This is a genomic window from Natronococcus amylolyticus DSM 10524 (assembly GCF_000337675.1).
GTDB classification, from domain to species: Archaea; Halobacteriota; Halobacteria; order Halobacteriales; family Natrialbaceae; genus Natronococcus; species Natronococcus amylolyticus.
The window spans coordinates 213367-232202 of the sequence record NZ_AOIB01000028.1; the positions used below are offsets into that span (position 1 = coordinate 213367).

Consider the following 18836-nt stretch of genomic DNA (forward strand, 5'->3'; position numbering starts at 1 on the left):
CGAGCTTCCGGGCGGAAAATCGACGAGTATAGTTATCAGCCGAAACCGCGAGCTTCGGCAGAAGTCGGCGTAAGTGGCATCTGAGCTGCGAAAACGTCCCCTTGTACTGCACACGGGAGCTGGGGATCGAGCGGGAGACAAATTCTCACATGGAGAACAGATCATTCGTCGGTAGTCGAGACCGGCCGTCCGTTCGCCCGTCCTCTCGAGCCGTGACCGATGCCCCGAAGTGGAGGAACTTCCTGTCCGCAAGCATGGGTTAGTGCTACGGGTATCGCCCGTCGAGCGGTGTCGTCGGACGCTCGACGCTCGCTGCCACCATTGCCTGCGGGCACGAACTGCGGACGCCGTCGGCCGTGCTCGAGAGCGCTCGCCACCGCGGAGGGAGCCGTGACGAGCCGACAGGGTGGGAGTAGGGATCTGTCTCCTTGAGCACGAGCATCAAAAAAACGAGACGATTCGTCCGAGGTACCGAACCCCGACTATCCGACGACGACCGCGCGCTCGACGAGGTCCTCCCCGTAGAGTTCCTCGAGGTCCTCGTGCTGGTCCGGACGGTTCTCGTAGACGTCCTGGAACAGCGTGATCGGCGTCTGGGCCGCCTGATAGGTCGCCTCGTCCCACATGCGGTCGTTGCTGACTTCGACCTCGACGCCGTCGATGACGAGCGTCCCCGATCGCTCCATCGCGATGGCGCCCTTGCCGGCCTCCTTGGCCGCCTCGAACTCCTCCATCGAGTCGACGATGTCGTCCAGGCTCGGGATGTAGGAGGTCATGTCGAGCAGCTCCTGGGAGAGCTCCTCGCCGTCGAGCTCGAGCTCGTCGCCGCCGACGCGGAGCGTGTACTGGTCGTCGCCCGTCTCCTCGAGTTCGACCTCGTTACCGCTGTAGACGTGGCGTCCGTCCTCCTCGTCGAGCTCGATCGTGCGGTCGTTGACCTCGAGCTGCCAGCTGCCGTTCTTCGGCGGCAGCGGCGACTTGTTGGCCTCGACGACCTGGCCGGGGGTGAGCGACCAGATGCCGAGCATCCCCTTCGCCTGGTTGTCGGTCATGCGCTCGCGGTAGCCTTCGACGTCGCGGATGTCGTCGTAGGGACCGTCGACTGCGATCAGACCGGCCGCGCTCGCGCCGCGGGAGGTGTTGTGTCGCAGCTCCGGCCACGGCGGGAGCTCGCCGGTCGGCGTGATCGCGCGCATGCTCTTCGTGTAGTCGACCTCGCCGTCGACCAGCATGAACAGGCGCTCGAGGTTGTTCGACGGCTTGCCCATCTCCTCGCGGAGGTCGCCCATCGCCAGCTCGGACTCGCCGCTCTCGACGATAACCGACATGGCCAGGCTCCCTTCCTCGAGGTCGTACTCGTTCTCGACGATGGTGAGGAACTCGTCGGCCTTCTTCCAGTCGTCGATGTCGCCGACCTCGGGAATCACGAAGCCGTCGAGGTGTTCGATGGCGCCGTTTTCGGGATTGGCCAGCTTCATGATCTGCTGGAGGCCCTGGTATCGCGTTCCGGGACTCTCACGGTGCCAGACAACACGGGGGTGGATCTCGCCGGGGAAGTCGGCGCCGTGCTCCGAGATCACGTCGATCATGTTGTCGACGCCCTCGGGTCGCATCGACGGGGCGGTCGCGTCCTCGTTGTCCGGCACCCAGACGTCGGGTGCCTGCATGCCACGAAGCTGGACGGCGCTCTGGAGCATCTTCGCGGAGTCATCCTCTCCTTCGACGGCGGTCGGGGTAGTAAAGAACGTTCGCACGAACTTCCGGTCGTGTAGACGGTCGGTATGCGTACTCATGAATCCATCTGGCTCTATTGCGTTCTAATATTAAAATCGTTTGGTACCGCCTCGCGGCCGAGACGGCCGAGTTCGGCGCGAACGCGCCGTCTCCGGTATCCGACGGAGCGTTCGTGCGACGGTTCGGTACAGCACTGGGGATCGGGAAAACCGGACCGACGGCGAAGCGACGGCCGCGGACGCGCTCGAGTGCCGCGGCGACGACGACGACCTCGCGTCCGAACGGCTGGTTCGTCCAGTCCGTCTATGACGATACTGTCGGGTCAGTGCTCCTATAGAAATAATCGCTTACCGATCCATCGAACCGACCGACGGCACGGCAGCCAAACCCGATTCGTGGGCTGAGCGACCGATTACTCGGTAGTTCAACTTTGTTCTGAGATAGAAAACATAGGTTGAATCCGCTTCTTTTACCACTCCATAGCGACGAGAGGATATCAGTATATTTACAGCAGTATTTTTGTAATTCACTTCGGTTCCGCCCGCATCAGCGCCAGATATTCTGAAATAGAGAACTCGAGCGAGCGAACTGTACTGATTTGTCATCCTGGTCCGGCCGATCGCCGTCCGGTTCGTCGGCACTGTCGATTCGTGGAGGCGAGTTCCGCCGAGAAGAAGGGTAAATCGGTCGTGCAGCCGCTCCGCCGCGGCGAGTGCGTGTTGATCCGTTAGTCGAGCGATTCGACGAGTTCGACCTTCCGTCCGTCCGGATCGTAGACGAACGCCGTTCGGGCGCCCGCTTCGGGCTGGTCGCCCGGTTCCTTCTCGACGCCGTAGTGGTCGATCTCGTCGAACACGCTGTCGACGTCGTCGACGCCGATCGCGAGGTGGTCCCACGACGACCCCTCCTCGAAGCTCTCCTCTCCATCGGTGTCCGATAGCTGGAGTTCGACGCCGTTCTCGTCGGCGATGTAGCGGTTCTGCGTCTCGCCATCGGGCGTCTCGAACTCCCAGCTCTCCTCGAAGCCGAACTGTTCGTAGAACGCGATCGTCTCGTCGGCGTCGGCGACGTTGATGTTGATATGGATAAGCTCCATACCGTTTTCCCGGTCGACCACGGTATTAAAGTCACTGGATGCTACCGATCGACACTCCGGGTCCACAGAATGCAGGGACGTCGGGTGGACGAGGAATCCTTGACCCTTTCAGAGTCTTTTTGACGGTCGGGCGGTATCACTCCACATGGCATACGAGATAGCGAGTATTCCAGGCGACGGTATCGGTCCCGAGGTCGTCGACGCGGCCCGACCGGTGTTCGAGGACGTCGCCGAACAGCACGGGTTCGAACTCTCACTAACGCGGTACGACTGGGGAACCGAGCGACACCTCGAGGAGGGGGCGATGATGCCCGACGACGGCCTCGAGGAACTCGAAGGGTACGACGCAATTTTGCTGGGGGCGGTCGGTCACCCCGACGTCCCGGACCACGTCACGCTGAACAACCTCCTCCTCCCGATCCGCAAGGGGTTCGATCAGTCCATCTGCAAGCGTCCCGCGATCCTCTTCGACGGCGTCGAGAGCCCGCTCGAGGGGTACGACGGCGGCGACATCGAGTTCGTCGTCTACCGGGAGAACACGGAGGGCGAGTACGCCAACATGGGCGGGCAGGAACACCCCGGCCACGACCACGAGGTCGCGATCCAGAGCGCGGTCTTCACCCGAACCGGAACGGAGCGCATCGTTCGGGCCGCCTTCGACGCGGCAGCCGAGCGGGAGGGCCACCTGACGAGTATCACGAAGTCCAACGCCCAGGCTCACAGTATGGTGTTCTGGGATCAGATCGTCGAGGAGGTAAGCGAGGAGTACCCAGAGGTCACCGTCGAGCGCCTGCTCGTCGACGCGGCGAGCATGGACTTCATCCGCCGTCCCGAGGAGTTCGACGTCGTCGTCGCCTCGAACCTCTTCGGCGACATCCTGACCGATATCGGCGCGATCATCACGGGCAGCATGGGGCTTGCACCCTCGGCCAACATCGACCCCTCGAGGACCTACCCGTCGATGTTCGAGCCCGTTCACGGCAGCGCCCCCGACATCATTGGTGAGGGCGTCGCGAATCCGATTGCCACGGTTCTCTCCGGCGCGATGATGGCCGACTACCTCGGCGAGGAAGCGGCCAGCGACGACCTCTGGGACGCTGTCACCGACCAGCTCGCCGACGCAGATGCCCCGCGGACGCCCGACCTGGGCGGCTCGAGCGGGACCGAGGACGTAGTTGAGGATCTCCGCAGTCGCCTCTAACGGATCTCCCGGTGTCGTGGCGATCGCCACGAAAACAGCAATTTTTGTTGGCGCTACTCGTTGAGCCAGAGGTCCAGGCCCGTCGTCTCGTCGAAGTTCCGGACGAGGGGCTCCTCGAACGCGCGGAGGTGGACCTCGCCGGCGAAGACGGTCCCGCCCTCGAGGTGTCCGGCGAGGGTCTCGCCGTCCCGTCGGGAGAGCACGGCGTGGGTGTGAGCGAACACGTCGCCGTCGAGTTTCGCGATGTTCCCGACGCAGGCGGCGACCTCGAGCGGTTCGTCGAAGGAGACCGACTGGTACTCCTCCTTGTCCTGGTCGTAGAACCAGATCTCGGCGTCCTGTACTGCGCCCATCGCGTTGAACCAGCCCGCCTCGACCTCCTCCGCCCGGGCGAGGCTCTCGATCTCGTCGCGCCAGTCCTGTCCGGTCTCGAGTCGCGCGAGGAACTCCCGCGTCGCCTCTACTTCCTGGTACTCCATACCGCAACACGCGCAACGTTGCTCAAAAAAGATTGCGGTGGCGGCGACGCCACCCTCGCAGTTTGACTCTCGCGACAGTTGTCTCTACCCCGTTCGAGGACCGAACAATACGCAACATTCAACACCTCTCCACGGAAGGAGTAGCGTATGACCGAGCGCCACGAGCTCGAGCAGCTGTACGTCCACGAATCGGTCGAAAACGTGATCCCGCCGGAAGCGTTCGTCGAGGCGTTCGACGACCTTCCGATTCCGGCCGAACTGGTCGGCGACGGTCGCGAGTACGGCCCGACGGACGCGGTGGCGACCTACGTTCCGCAACCGGAGTATCTGGACGCGGGCTGGGTCCACTGCATTCGCGCCGGCTACGACGAGTTCGACACCGACGAGTACGAACGGGAGGGAGTTCCGCTCACGAACAGTTCGGGGATCCACGGCTCGACGGTCAGCGAGGTTGCGCTCAACTGCATGCTCTCGCTGGCCCGGCTGGGCCACCGCTACCGCGATCACCAGAACGACCGCGAGTGGTGGGAGCCGCCGTACGAACGACCGTTCACCCTCGAGAACGAGCGCGTCTGCGTCGTCGGGCTCGGGACGATCGGCGAGGCGACCGCGACCCGCTGTGACGCTCTCGGTATGGACGTTGTCGGCGTTCGCCGCTCGGACGAGCCGGTGCCCGGCGTCTCCGAGATCTTCTCTCCCGATCGGCTCCACGACGCGATCGAGGACGCCAGGTTCGTCGTCCTCACCGTCCCGCACACGCCCGCGACCGACGACATGCTGAGCGACGCGGAGTTCGAGGCGATGCGCGAGGACGCCTACGTGATCAACGTCGCCCGCGGGCCCGTCGTCGACGAGGACGCGCTCGTCGAGGCCCTCGAGGCCGACGAGATCGCCGGCGCCGGACTCGACGTCTTCGAGACCGAACCGCTCCCCGAGGAGTCGCCACTGTGGGGCTTCGACGACGTGATCATCTTCCCGCACAAGGGGTCGGCGACCAATCGGTACCACCTCGACATCGCCGAACTCGTCGCAGAGAACGTCGAGCGCTACCAGTCGGACGAGGAGCTGAAAAACCGCGTCGCCTGAGACCCGGGTCGCTCAGTTCTCCGTTCGCTGTGCGTCGACGACCGCGACGGCCGCGAGGTTGACGATATCCTTGACCTCGTCGCCCCGCTGGAGGACGTGCACGGGTTTGTCCATCCCCGCGAGCATCGGCCCGGTCGCCTCGGCGCCGCCCAGCCGCTGGAGCAGCTTGTAGCCGATGTTGCCCGACTCGAGGTTCGGGAAGACGAGCACGTTCGCGGGCTCCTCGAGTTCCGAGAACTCGTAGGTGCCGTTGAGGATCTCCTCGACGACGGCGGTGTCGGCCTGCATCTCGCCGTCAATAGGGAAGTCGACGTTCGGGTCGGCCTGCAGCCGCTGGGCGGCCTCGCGGGAGGGACGGGTGCGTTCGTTGTCGACGCTGCCGAAGTTCGAGTACGACAGCATCGCCGCGCGGGGCTCGACGTCGAACCGGCGGGCAACGTCGGCGGTGTGTCGGGTGACCTCCTCGAGGACGTCGGCGTCGGGATCCTGGTTGACCGTCGCGTCGGCGATGAAGACCACGCGGTTCTTGAACGCCAGCATGTAGACGCCGGCGGCGTAGTCGGCGTCGTCGCCGGTGCCGATCACCTCGAGGGGCGGACGCAGCGCGGAGGGGTAGTGGTGGGTCAGCCCCGTCAGCATGGCGTCGGCGTCGCCGACGTCGACCATCACGCTGCCGAGGTAGTTCGGGTCGCTCCGGACGAGTTCGTCGGCCTCGTTGCGGGTCATCCCCTTGCGCTGGCGCTGCCCGTAGAGGTGGTCGGCGTAGGAGTCGTAGTCGCCGGTCGACGGATCGACGATCTCCGGCTCGAACTCGAGGCCGAGCCGGGTGACCGTCGTCCCGATCTCGTCGCGGTCGCCGAGCAACACCGGCGTCGCGATCCCTTCGTCCTGGATCTGGTAGGCCGCCCGGATCATCTTCTCGTCTTCCCCCTCCGAGAGGACGACGCGCTTCGGGTCGCTCTTGGCTTTGTTGAGCACGACCCGCATCATCTCGCGGGACTTGCCCAGTCGGGCCTCGAGTCGCTCCCGGTACGTTTCGGGGTCGACCTCGCTGCGGGCGGCCCCGCTCTCGACTGCCGCCTCGGCGACCGCAGGCGCGATCTCGAACAGCACTCGAGGGTCGATCGGCTTCGGCAGGATGTACTCGGGGCCGAAGCGCAGCGGTTGATCCCCGTAGGCCTTGATGACGGCGTCGGGGACGTCCTGTTTCGCCAGGTCGGCGAGCGCCTCGGCGCAGGCGACCTTCATCGCCTCGTTGATTTCGGTCGCCCGAACGTCGAGCGCACCGCGGAAAATGAACGGGAAGCCGAGCACGTTGTTGACCTGATTCGGGTAGTCCGAGCGTCCCGTCGCCATGATCACCGTATCGTCGCGGGCGGCCTTGGCCTCCTCGTAGCCGATCTCGGGGTCCGGGTTGGCCATCGCGAAGATGATCGGGTCGGCGGCCATCGCCCGCACCATCTCCTGGGAGACGATGCCCGCTGCCGACAGCCCGACGAGGACGTCGGCTCCCTCCATTGCGTCCGCGAGGCCCCCCTCGGGAAGGTCGCGGGCGAACTCCTGTTTGAACTCGTTGACGTCGCCCGCCTCGGCGCGCTCTTCGGTGATGATCCCGGTCGAATCACACATCGTGATGTTCTCCTTCCGAACGCCGAGCGAGACGTAGAAGCGAGCCGTCGCAATCGCGCTCGCGCCCGCCCCCGAGAAGACGACCTCGAGGTCCTCGAGGTGTTTTCCCGCGAGTTCGGCGGCGTTCAGCAGTCCGGCCCCGGAGATGATCGCGGTGCCGTGCTGGTCGTCGTGGAAGACGGGGATATCCATCCGCTCGCGGAGTCGCTCCTCGATCTCGAAGCAGTCCGGCGCCGCGATGTCCTCCAGGTTGATCCCGCCGAACGTCGGCTCCATCGCCGCGGTCGCCGCGACGATCTCGTCGGGATCGTCGAGCTCGAACTCGAGGTCGAAGACGTCGATGTCCGCGAACCGTTTGAACAGGACGCCCTTCCCCTCCATCACCGGCTTCGACGCTTGCGCGCCGATGTCGCCCAGCCCCAGTACCGCGGAGCCGTTCGAGACGACGCCGACGAGGTTCCCCTTCGCCGTGTACCGATAGGCGTCGTCAGGCCGCTCGTCGATGGCGCGACAGGGGCCGGCGACGCCGGGTGAGTACGCAAGCGAGAGATCTCGCTGCGTGCTCGTCGACTTCGTCGTCGCGATCTCGATCTTTCCTGGCGGTTCCTCCTCGTGGTACTCAAGTGACTCGTCCTCGAGGGACATATGTCATCATATATCGCACAGGTGGTAAAGCTGTTTTCACTACCAACAATTATGTATAACCGACGACGGACGCGGGAGCCGCGGGCGATCCAGGAAAGCTACATACCGCGGTCCGTTCATTGGAACGTATGGTCACGATTGCGAACCGCGACGCGCTCGAGCGATCGCGCGCCCACGAGGTCGCGCTCGACTGCCTCGTCGCCGGCCTCGAGGCCGCCCATCCCGAGCGGATCGTCGACGAGACGCTGACCGTTCGCGAGGGCGTGCTCGCGGTCGAGAACGCCGCCGGAGACGAACGCACCGAGTACGACCTGGACCGCTACGAGAACGTCTTTGTCGTCGGGGGCGGCAACGCCGCAGGCCACCTCGCCCGAACCCTCGAGGACGCGCTCGGCGACGCGCTCACCGGCGGGGTCGTCGTCACCGACGATCCGGCCGGCACGTCGGTCGTCGAGGAACACCCCGGCGATCACCCCATCCCGAGCGAGGACGGCGTCGAGGGCGCCCGGCGAGTGCTCGAGGTCGCCGACCGGGCCGGCGAGGACGACCTCGTGCTGGCCTGTATCACCGGCGGCGGAAGCGCCCTCCTGCCGGCTCCCGCCGGGGGGATCTCGCTTGCCGACCTCCAGTCGGTCACCGAGTCGCTGCTCGAGTGTGGGGCCTCCATCGACGAGATCAACGCCGTTCGCAAGCACTGTTCGTCGATCAAGGGCGGCAAACTCGCCCGCCGAGCGGCGCCGGCGACGGTCGCGACGCTCGTCCTGAGCGACGTCGTCGGCGACGACCTGAGCGTGATCGCCAGCGGTCCGACCGCCCCCGACGCCTCCACCTACGCCGACGCCCTCGAGGTGCTCGAGCGCTACGAGTTGTCGGTTCCAGAAACCGTCTCGTCGTACCTGGAGGCCGGCGAGCGCGGCGAGAATCCCGAAACGGTCTCGCCGGACGATCCGCTGCTCGAGTCCGTGCGGATCCACGTGCTCGGAAGCGGCCGGACCGCGATCGAGGCGGCCCGCGAGGTGGCGAGCGACCGGGGGTACGATCCGCTCGTCCTCTCTTCGAGAGTCCGGGGCGAGGCCAGCGAGTCCGCGATCACCCACGTCTCGATCGCCGAGGAGTGCGCCGAGACTGGTGATCCGATCTCGCCGCCTGCGGTCTTGCTCTCCGGCGGGGAGACGACCGTGACGCTCGCCGAGGATCACGGCGAGGGGGGGCCGAACCAGGAGTTCGTGCTCAGTAGTGCCGTCGAACTCGAGAGCGACGAGGTCGTCGTCGCGAGCGTCGACACCGATGGGATCGACGGCGCGACCGATGCCGCCGGCGCGATCGCAGCGGCTGGCGACGTCCCGGCCGCAGAGGGTCGGCGTGCGCTCGCGCGAAACGACGCTCTGCCCGCGCTCGAGGACGCCGACGCGATCGTCCGGACCGGACCGACCGGAACGAACGTCAACGACCTTCGGATCCTCGTCGTCGAACCCGAGGAGTGACTGCCAGATTTTCCTCGTGAGGCAAGCCTTGCGGGAACCGCCAGTTCGTGTGGGTGTCTATCGGATTTCATGGGGAGGACAGACACAGGATTTATCATAATCGATCCCTGAGGGTCGGGTAATGGCTGTTGAAAAGCCACGCGGTGGCTTAGCTAACTACGAGGAGTTCCGTGACGAACTCGATCACGAGTACGACGACGTCGACGAGTACGTGGAACTCGCGAGGGATCTCCGATCGGTCGTCACGGGCGAGGTTCGGTTCGACGAGTACGCCCAGGTCCTGTACGCGACCGACGGCAGCATCTACAAGGCCAAACCCGCCGGCGTCGTGCTTCCGCGAGACGCCGCCGACGTCCAGAACGCCGTTCGCGTCGCGGCCGAACACGACGTGCCGATCATGGCCCGTGGCGCGGGCTCGTCGCTCGGCGGCCAGGCCGTGGGGCCCGGCTGCGTCGTGCTCGATATGACGACCTACATGGACGATATCCTGGAGATCGACGCCGACCGCCAGCGAGCGCGGGTCCAGCCCGGTGTCGTCCAGGACCACTTCGACGAAGCCGCCAGGGAGTACGGACTCAAGTTCGCTCCCGACCCGGCCTCTTCGAACCGCGCGACGATCGGCGGCGGCATCGGGAACAACTCGACCGGTGCCCACTCGGTCCGGTACGGCATCTCCGACGCCTACACCGAGGAACTGGACGTCGTGCTCGCGGACGGCTCGCTGATCCATACTCGCGAGGTCGTCCTCGACTCTCCCGAGTGGGAGGAGATCGTCTCGAAGAACGACCGCGAGGCCGAGATCTACGAGACCGTCCGCGGCCTCGTCGAGGACAACCGGGAGGAGATCGAGAAGCGCTACCCCGATCTCAAGCGCAACGTCTCGGGTTACAACCTCAACAAGGTCGTCTACGAGAACGACGACGGCGAGGAGGTCATCAACCTCTCGAAGCTGTTCGTCGGCGCCGAGTCGACGCTGGGCGTGATCGTCGAGGCCGAGATCAGCCTCGTCACCCTCCCCGAGGAGACCGCGCTCGTGCTGTACTGTTTCGAGGACCTCATCGAAACGCTCGAGGCCGTCCCCGAGGCCCTGGAGTTCGAACCCAGCGCCGTCGAGCTGATGGACAGCGAGGTGTTCCGGCTCGCCCGCGAGTCCGAGCAGTTCGCCCAGTACGAGGAACCCATTCCCGACGGCACCGAGGCGACGCTGATGCTCGAGTACGACTCCGAGCTCCACGACGACTTCGAGGAGGCGATCGGTCGGACGAACGAGCACTTCGTCGAGAAGGGCGACGCCTTCGACGCCCTGGAAGCGTACACCGAGGAGGATCAAGCCGACATCTGGAAGCTCCGGAAGGCCGCGATCCCGCTGCTGATGGGCCTCGAGGGCGACCCGAAGCCGTACCCCTTCATCGAGGACGCGACGGTTCCCCCCGAGGAGCTCGCCGAGTACGTCGAGAAGTTCATGGACGTCCTCGAGGACCACGACACCTCCGCCGCCTACTTCGCCCACGCGGGCAGCGGGACCCTACACATTCGGCCGATCCTCAACCTCAAAGACGACGGCGGCATCCAGACGATGCAGTCGATCACCGACGCCGTCACCGACCTCGTCCTCGAGCACGAGGGATCGTTCTCCGGTGAGCACGGCGATGGGCTTGCCCGGACCGCGTTCAACCCGAAGATGTACGGCGAGGACCTCTGGCAGGCGTTCAAGGACGTCAAGTCCGTGTTCGACCCCGACTGGCGGATGAACCCGGGGAAGGTCGTCTACACCGACGAGGAGCCGACGGACATGCGCGAGAATCTCCGCTACGGGCACGCCTACGCCTCGATCGAGCCTCAGACGAAGCTCGACTTCTCCGACGAGGGCGGCTTTTCGCACCTCGTGGAGCTGTGTAACGGCTGTGGCACCTGTCGCCAGACCGACGACGTGATGTGTCCGACCTACCGCGGGATGAAAGACGAGATCGCGACGACCCGCGGCCGGGCGAACATGCTCCGCTCGGCGATCTCGGGCGACCTTCCCGAGGAGGAGATGTACACCGAGCGCTTCCAGGAGGAGGTCCTCGACCTCTGTGTCGGCTGCAAGGGCTGCAAGAGCGACTGTCCGACCGGCGTCGACCTGGCGAAGCTCAAGGCCGAGACCAAGTACCAGTACTACGAGCGTGAGGGCGTCAGCCTGCGCTCGCGGCTGTTCGGCAACATCGACACCCTCTCGAAGGTTGGGAGTGCGCTCGCTCCGCTGTCGAATCTCGGACCGAAACTCCCCGGCAGCCGCCTCGTGATGGAGAAGGTGGCGGGGATCGCCGCCGATCGGGAACTCCCCAGCTTCCAGCAGGAGTCCTTCCAGGACTGGTTCGCGAAGCGCGGCCCGCGGGTCGATCCCGACGCGGCCGACCGGAAGGTCGTCCTGTTCCCCGACACGTACACCAACTACAGCTACTCCCGTCCCGGAAAGGCCGCCGTGCGCGTCCTCGAGTCCGCGGGCGTCCACGTCACCGTTCCCGAGGACGTCGGACCGAGCGGCCGCGCGGCGTTCTCGGTCGGCATGCTCGACGACGCCGAGGAGCGCGCGGTGGCGAACATCGAGCGGTTCGCCGACTACGTCGACCGCGGGTACGAGATCGTCTCGCTCGAGCCCTCCGATGCCGTGATGTTCCAGGACGAGTACCTCGATCTGGCGCCCTCCGCGACCGCCGAGAAGGTCGCGGGCCACTCCTACGGGATCACCGAGTACATGGACACCTACCGCCTCGTCGAGGATCTCCCGCTCGAGGAGACCGACGAGACGCTGGCCTACCACGGCCACTGCCACCAGAAGGCGACCGGCAAGGACCATCACGCCGTCGGCATCCTCCGGCGGGCTGGCTACGCCGTCGATCCGCTCGACAGCACCTGTTGTGGAATGGCCGGCTCGTTCGGCTACGAGGCCGAACACTACGACCTCTCGAAGTCGATCGGCGAGCGACTCTTCGAGAAGATCGACGAGAGCGAGGGGAACCCGGTCGCGCCCGGCGCCTCCTGCCGGAGTCAGATCGGCGACCGCGACGAACCCTCCGAAAAGCCGCCGCACCCGATCGAAAAGGTCAACGAGCTACTCCCGGCTCGATAACGTCAGACACCTTGTAGCTTTTCGCACTGTTCAAGAAGCGATAACTTCTCGTTGGGGTGACGGCCGGCTTCCCTCTCGGATTCGTATCCTCCTACTGACACTCAATAGTCAGATTATAAATAGAACCATTTATTATACTTTGTGATATACGTGATCATGGGACGTTCATGACACAAAAGGACGGTGCGACGCGACAGGAAACCGGGCAGGGGAACGGACGAACGGTGGCCATACGCCAACACAACCGGGGTGAACGGCACAGATGGTAGTGGACGTCATCGTTGCGGCGCTACCGCTCGTGATCGTCGCGGTGTTGCTCGTCGGGCTATTGTGGCCGGCGACTCGGGCGATGCCGATCGCGTGGATCGCCGCGCTCGCCGTCGGCTACATCTGGTGGAACAACCCGCCGGACTACCTGGCGGGGTCATCGTTCGTCGGGGTGATGACCGCACTCGAGATCCTGTGGATCGTCTTCGGCGCGCTGGTCCTGTTGTACACGCTGATGCAAGCCGGCGCGTTCGATCGGATTAACAAGGGGTTCACCGCCGTCTCCGACGATCGTCGGGTCCAGATCGTGCTGATCGCGTTCTTCCTCGCGACGTTCATCGAGGGCGCCGCCGGGTTCGGGACGCCGGCGGCGGTCGTGGCACCCCTGATGCTGGCGCTGGGATTCCCGGCGCTGGCCGCCGTCATCGCGGCGCTGATCGGCCACATCATCGCCGTCACCTACGGCGCAGTGGGGACGCCGATCATCGTCGGGATCCAGGATCCGCTGATGATCTACGAGGACCAGATCGTCAACGACGGCGGGATGAGCGTCGTCGAGTACTCCCACGAAGTCGCGGCGTGGGCGGCGACCTACCACGCCCTGACGGGCTTCCTGATGCCGCTGTTCGCGGTCGGGATGGTCGTCTACTTCTTCAGCCCGCCGGGCGAACGCTCGCTCAAGCCGGCACTTAGCGTCTGGCCGCTGTGTCTGTTCTCGGGGTTCGCCTTCGCGATTCCCTACTGGATCTCCGCGTGGTTCCTCACCGCGGAGTTCCCGGCGCTGATCGGGGCGATGGTTGGCGGAGCGATCACCGTCTCATTGCTCCAGCGAGGATACCTTCTGCCGGACGACGAGTGGCACTTCCCGCCGCGAGAACAGTGGGCCGACCACTGGGTCGGCGCGATCGAGCCCGGTAGCGAGGAGGCGAACGGACCCGTCCCGAACGGCGGCGAGCAGATGTCGCTGCTGAAGGCGTGGTCCCCCTACATCGTGCTCATCGTCCTGCTGGTCGTTACCCGCGTGGTCGATCCGATCTCCGAGACGATCACCGACGCGGACCTCGGCGCCGAGTTTGCCGTCGCCGGTCTCGGCGAGTTCACGATTGGCGTCGTGATCGCGTGGAACGAGATGTTCGGCTACGATCTCGCCGCCGACATCGCATGGCTGAACGCGCCGGGCTTCTGGCTGCTGCTCAGCGCGATCCTCGCGATCGGTATCTTCGGAATGTCGGGTCAACAGGTGAAAGCCGCCTGGGCCGAGGCTGCACAGAAGCTCGTGTCGCCGTTTATCGCGCTGGTCTTCGTGATCGCGATGGTGCAGGTGATGATCCAGTCCGGCGGCGCACCCGGCGCGCCCGAGGTGGGTAGCATGATCGAGATTCTCGCGATCGCGACCGCGGACGCCACCGGGCCGCTGTATCCCGCGCTGGCGGCGCTTATCGGCGCGCTCGCGGCCGCAATGGTCGGTTCGAACACCGTCTCGAACATCACCTTCGGCGGGTTCCAGTTCACGGCCGCACACGAACTTGACCTGCCGAGCCAGATCGTCGTCGGAACGCAGGCCGTCGGCGGTGCGATCGGTAACCTCGTCGCGATCCACAACATCGTCGCGGCGCTGGCGACCGTCGGCCTCGTCGGTCAGGAGGGTCGGGTCATCAGGCTGAACCTGATTCCGTTGTTCTACTACGCCGTCGTCGTCGGCATCTGGGCGCTGCTGTTCGTCTACGTCATGCCCGACGTGCTCCCGTCGGTGTTCGACGTCTACTGAACGCACGCCTTCTCTCTCGGTTCTCTCGACGCGTCTCGTGACTATCCATCAGCAGGCAGTTATTGTAACATTAGTGTTATTATAATTCATATTATCTATGGTGGAATGGGGACGGATGGAGCCGCAGCTATCAATCGAAACGGCGGCCACAAAGAGTCGCTGCCTCTTCGAAAACACTTGGATCGGTACTTCTCGGAAGACAACCGGCTCGGACACTCACGTCATCCTTGTAGCATATCTACAATGGCATTTAACCGATAGTATCAGTTCTATAATTTGTCTTGTGGGAATGCTCGGAGGGTTTCGTTCACCTGAGGACGGCTGTGAGAAAGGACGATCGGGTCGATGCGATCAGGATTATCTTCTCCCAAAACTGCCACGTAATGACCTAACCGAGAAACGAAGAGTCTCCGGTATCGTTATATCAGTCTCGCTCGAGAAACGTGGTATGGCGTGGCAACATACTGTCTACGCGTACCCAATTCTTTTCGCCACGGCACTCTCGCTCGTTCTGGGTACGTACGCAGTTGCCCGCATTTACCGCCGCGGACGATCACCGACGGTGCTCGCGTTCGCCGCCATGACCGGTGCGATCGCGATCTGGACCGGGTTTTCCGCGCTGAAACTCCTCAGCACCGACCCGACGGTCCAGTTCCGGAGCTACCAGTTGCTTCACGTCGGCAGCGCTGCCGTTGGCCCCCTCCTGCTGTTGTTCGCGCTCGCGTACACCGATCGCTCTCGCTGGCTTACCCGTTCGCTCTCCGTCGGCGTGTTCGTCGTCCCGGTCGCGTTCGTCGCGCTCCTGTTCACGAACCCGTACGACGTCGCGATCATCGACACGCGGATCGTCGACGCCGACGGACTGGTCGTCTGGCGAGCGGATCGTGGCCCGGCACACGTCGCTCTAAGCTTCGTCTACGCCGCGCTCATGGCCGCCCTCACCCTCGCCGTCGTGCTGTACGAGTCGGTTCGCACTGACCGAACGTACTACCCGCAGGCCGCCCTCCTGACGGTTGCGGTCGTCGCTCCTATCGGGGCAAGTTTCCTCACGATCGCAGGGGTTCCGCCGTTCGGTCGGGAGGGCGTGAACCTCGTTCCCGCGGCGGCGGGCCTCTCGGTTGCCGCACTCGGGATCGCGACGTTCCGGTACCGGCTGCTGGATCTGCCGCCGATCGCGTACACGACCGCGATGCGCAACTCGCCCGACGGCGTCCTCGTTCTCGATTCGAACGGGCGGGTCGTCCACTCGAACGAGAGCGTCGGTCAGCTGCTTGGCGTTTCGCCGCCGTTCACCGGGAAACCCGTAGACGCCGTCCTTCCGGAGCTGTGTGACGAAACGGACGATGTGCGGACAGTCGAGACCGAGACGCCCGAGGGCGATCGGTTCCTCGAACTCCGCTCGCAGCCGTTGCGCTCCCAGGAGACGACCGTGGGACGGGTGATCGTCCTCCGGGACGTCACCGCTCAGAAGCGCTACGAACGGTCACTCGAGTTGCGAAACGAGCAGGGAGAGCTGTTGAATCAGCTGGTTCGCCACGATATCAGAAACGAGATGGGACTCGTTCTGGGACTGTTACGTCGTGTCGAACCCGAACTCGAGCGCCTGCGCGAGGACAGCCCCGAGGTTCACGATCGGCTCGCGGCGCACACCGACCGTATCAGGTGGAACTGCGAGCACGTCGTCGACCTCACGGAGACGGTCGGCGAACTCCTGCAGACGATCGACCAGCGCGAGCGCGAACCGCGACCCGTCGACCTCGAGCCGGTTCTCGAGGAGGAACTCGAGATCGTAGCGGCCGCGTTCGATGACGCACGAATCGAGGTCGAATCCGAGCTCCCCGACGCGACGGTGTACGCCGACGAGATGCTCTCGTCGGTGTTCTACAACCTCCTGACGAACGCGATCGTCCACAGCGACAACCCACGTCCCGAGGTGACCGTCACCGTAGCCGAGTCCGCCGACCGGATCGCTGTCGCGATCGCCGACGACGGTCCCGGCCTCCCCGAGGGGCCGACGGATCTGCTCACCGGGGAGACCCCCCTTTCGGAGTACGAAGGTCCGGGCTACGGGCTCTACATCGTTCGATCGCTGATCGAGGGGTACGGAGCTGAACTCTCGGTCGCGGAGAACCAGCCAACCGGATCGATCGTGACCGTCCGACTGGCACGCGCCGACGGCGACCGTAAACCGGCGGCCGCACAGACCGTCGGGGTTTCCGATTCTGCCCCCTCGGACGGAACCGGAGCGGTGATCGAGAGCGAACGCTCGTCGGACGAAATGACTGGGTGGTCGAATGACTGAACCGCCGACCGACGATCGCGGAGGAGACCCGTTCCTCGAGACGATCGAGGTCCTGCTCGTCGACGACAACGAGCGGTGGGCGACGTTCATGGCCGACGAGCTCGAGGGGCACGATCCGTCGTTCCGGGTCGAACTGGCCCTCGGTGCAAACGAGGCGCTCTCCGCGCTTCAGGGGGCGGACTACGACTGTCTCGTCGTCGACTACCGGATGCCGGAGGCGGACGGGATCCAGCTGGTAGAGCGCGTTCGAGAGCGCCGCCCGGAGCTGCCGGTCATCCTCGTGACGGGCGAAGGAAGCGAGACGATCGCGACGCGGGCCATCGACGCCGGCGTAACCGACTACCTCCCGAAAGATCCCAAGGTCGACCAGACGCCCGTTCTGGCCGGCAAAATCAGAAGTGCGGTCGAACGCCGCGCACTACGACGGGCGATCGAGGACAGCGAACGGCGCTACCGGACCGTGATCGAGCAGAGCCGCGACGTGATCGTGATCCTCCGAGACGACCGGATCCTGTTCTGCAACGAGCGCTTCGCCGAACTCACCGGCTCGAGCGTCGACGACCTCGTCGACACCTCGTTCGTCGACGCCTTCGTCCACGAGGCAGACCGGGAACGGTTTCGCGGGATCGACAGGGAAATCCTCACGGACGGCGTCCACCGCTTTCGGTTGGTGACCGGCGAGGGGACGACCGCTCACTGCGAGTACACGGGATGTGAACTCGTGTACGACGGCGCCCCGGCGACGATGCTCTCGATCAGGGACGTTACGACGAAGCGACTGAAGGAGGTTCGTCACCGTCGGGAGCGAAATCTCAACAGACACCTCCAGCGAGCGCTCGTGACGTCCCGAAACCGGGAGGAGCTCGAGGACGCCGTTGTCACCGAACTCGCTCGACAGGGGTACGATCTCGTCTGGTTCGGGACAGTCGTCGACGCGAGGCTTCAGCCGCGTGTCGTCGCCGGGGACCGGACGTACGTCGAGGACGTTGAACTCTCGCTCGAGCGAGCGGAACACGAGTGCGAACCCAGCGTCTGGGCGGCCCGGACCGGAACGACGCAACTGATCCCCGACCTCGAGGCGCTGTTTCCGACCGACTGGCGAGGGCTGGCCCTCGAGCGTGGCTTTCGGACGGCGATCGCGCTTCCGGTCGGCTACGATGACGTCACCTACGGCGTCCTTGCGGCCTACCGAACCGAACCCGACTCGATCGACGACGCAGAGCACGAGTTCCTCCGCGACCTCGCGGCGACCGTGGGCTACGCGATCCACCACATGGACGCCCGGAAGGCGCTTACAGCCGACCACGGCGTCGAGGCCCGGATCGAACTCCGGGAGGGCTCGCACTACCTGAGCGAGATCGTCGCCGCCGTCGGCGCCGAGTCGTCGGAGCCGGAGCTGGTCGTTCACAGTACCTACTCGAGCGGCGACGGCGAAGTCGTCCAGTACGTCTCCGTCCGCGGCGGCTCCACCGAGGACTTTCGCAATGTCGTCGCGGATCACCCGGCCGTCCGAGAGGCCGTCCCGGTCCGGCAGGCCGACCACGATTCGTTTCGGCTGACGGTCGACGGTCCGACGCCGGAGTCGACCCTCGCTCCCTTCAACGTACGCGTTCGATCGACGCAGATCACTGCCAATCGCGCCGTGCTTCGGATCGAACTTCCCTCGAGGGAGAACCTCGGCGCGCTGATCGACCGCCTCGAGGACCGGTATGGACACGTGTCGGTACAGTCGCTCGCCGAACGGGAGTGGGGGGATCACGCCGGGGGGCTCACGGTCGACACGAGTGCGCTGACCGAAAAGCAGGCGGTCGCGCTTGAGGCGGCTTACCGTCACGGCTACTTCGAGCAGCCGCGCCGCTCGTCGGCGACCGATATCGCGACCATCCTGGGTATCTCTCACTCGACGTATCTGCAACATCTCCGCGCGGCTCAGCAGAAGGTGTTCGCGACGTTTTACGACGAGTAGCGGCCGGCGACCTCGAACCGTCGACCGAACGCCTCTGGACTGTTCGAAACGGGATCTCTTTAGGTCG

11 protein-coding genes are annotated in these 18836 nt (G+C 65.0%); 7 read left to right on the forward strand and 4 right to left on the reverse strand.

The features are described from left to right. Positions 1 to 482: 482 nt before the first annotated feature. Positions 483 to 1793 carry a malate synthase AceB gene (gene aceB / locus C491_RS14155; RefSeq protein ID WP_005557439.1) on the reverse strand — a complete coding sequence of 437 codons (1311 nt, stop codon included), beginning with the start codon at positions 1791 to 1793 and terminating at the stop codon, positions 483 to 485. 668 nt (positions 1794 to 2461) lie between these two features. Further along, positions 2462 to 2830: a VOC family protein gene (locus tag C491_RS14165; RefSeq protein ID WP_005557441.1), complete on the reverse strand. Its 369-nt coding sequence runs from the start codon at positions 2828 to 2830 to the stop codon at positions 2462 to 2464. Positions 2831 to 2975: 145 nt separating this feature from the next. On the opposite strand from C491_RS14165, the gene C491_RS14170 reads away from it, so the two are divergent. Then, positions 2976 to 4031 carry an isocitrate/isopropylmalate dehydrogenase family protein gene (locus tag C491_RS14170; RefSeq protein ID WP_005557443.1) on the forward strand — a complete coding sequence of 352 codons (1056 nt, stop codon included), beginning with the start codon at positions 2976 to 2978 and terminating at the stop codon, positions 4029 to 4031. A gap of 53 nt (positions 4032 to 4084) precedes the next feature. Here the strand turns inward: C491_RS14170 and C491_RS14175 are convergent, their stop codons facing one another. Further along, positions 4085 to 4510, reverse strand: a complete 426-nt coding sequence (locus C491_RS14175; RefSeq protein WP_005557445.1) for a PPC domain-containing DNA-binding protein — start codon at positions 4508 to 4510, stop codon at positions 4085 to 4087. A gap of 147 nt (positions 4511 to 4657) precedes the next feature. Between C491_RS14175 and ddh the strand changes: the two genes are divergently transcribed. Beyond that, the gene (gene ddh, locus C491_RS14180; protein ID WP_005557447.1) at positions 4658 to 5596 is read left to right on the forward strand and encodes a D-2-hydroxyacid dehydrogenase; all 939 of its coding nucleotides are present in this window, start codon (positions 4658 to 4660) and stop codon (positions 5594 to 5596) included. A gap of 12 nt (positions 5597 to 5608) precedes the next feature. Here the strand turns inward: ddh and C491_RS14185 are convergent, their stop codons facing one another. Continuing rightward, a complete protein-coding gene (locus C491_RS14185) occupies positions 5609 to 7870 on the reverse strand; it encodes an NADP-dependent malic enzyme (protein ID WP_005557449.1) in 2262 nt (753 codons plus the stop codon). A gap of 128 nt (positions 7871 to 7998) precedes the next feature. On the opposite strand from C491_RS14185, the gene C491_RS14190 reads away from it, so the two are divergent. From C491_RS14190 to C491_RS14210, 5 genes are all read left to right on the forward strand, one after another. After that, the gene (locus C491_RS14190) at positions 7999 to 9354 is read left to right on the forward strand and encodes a glycerate kinase type-2 family protein (protein ID WP_005557451.1); all 1356 of its coding nucleotides are present in this window, start codon (positions 7999 to 8001) and stop codon (positions 9352 to 9354) included. A gap of 121 nt (positions 9355 to 9475) precedes the next feature. Next, positions 9476 to 12466 (forward strand): FAD-binding and (Fe-S)-binding domain-containing protein, encoded by a 2991-nt coding sequence (locus tag C491_RS14195; RefSeq protein ID WP_005557452.1) that lies wholly within the window; start codon positions 9476 to 9478, stop codon positions 12464 to 12466. A 262-nt stretch (positions 12467 to 12728) separates the two neighbouring features. Further along, a complete protein-coding gene (locus C491_RS14200; RefSeq protein ID WP_049891966.1) occupies positions 12729 to 14501 on the forward strand; it encodes an L-lactate permease in 1773 nt (590 codons plus the stop codon). Between the two features lie 448 nt (positions 14502 to 14949). Beyond that, entirely contained in the window at positions 14950 to 16803 is a 1854-nt protein-coding gene (locus C491_RS14205; RefSeq protein WP_083909332.1) for a histidine kinase N-terminal 7TM domain-containing protein, read from the forward strand. Further along, complete coding sequence (locus C491_RS14210) at positions 16796 to 18769, forward strand: bacterio-opsin activator domain-containing protein (protein WP_005557458.1); 1974 nt, start codon at positions 16796 to 16798, stop codon at positions 18767 to 18769. Before C491_RS14205 ends, C491_RS14210 begins: the two co-directional genes overlap by 8 nt. The last annotated feature ends 67 nt before the right edge of the window (positions 18770 to 18836 follow it).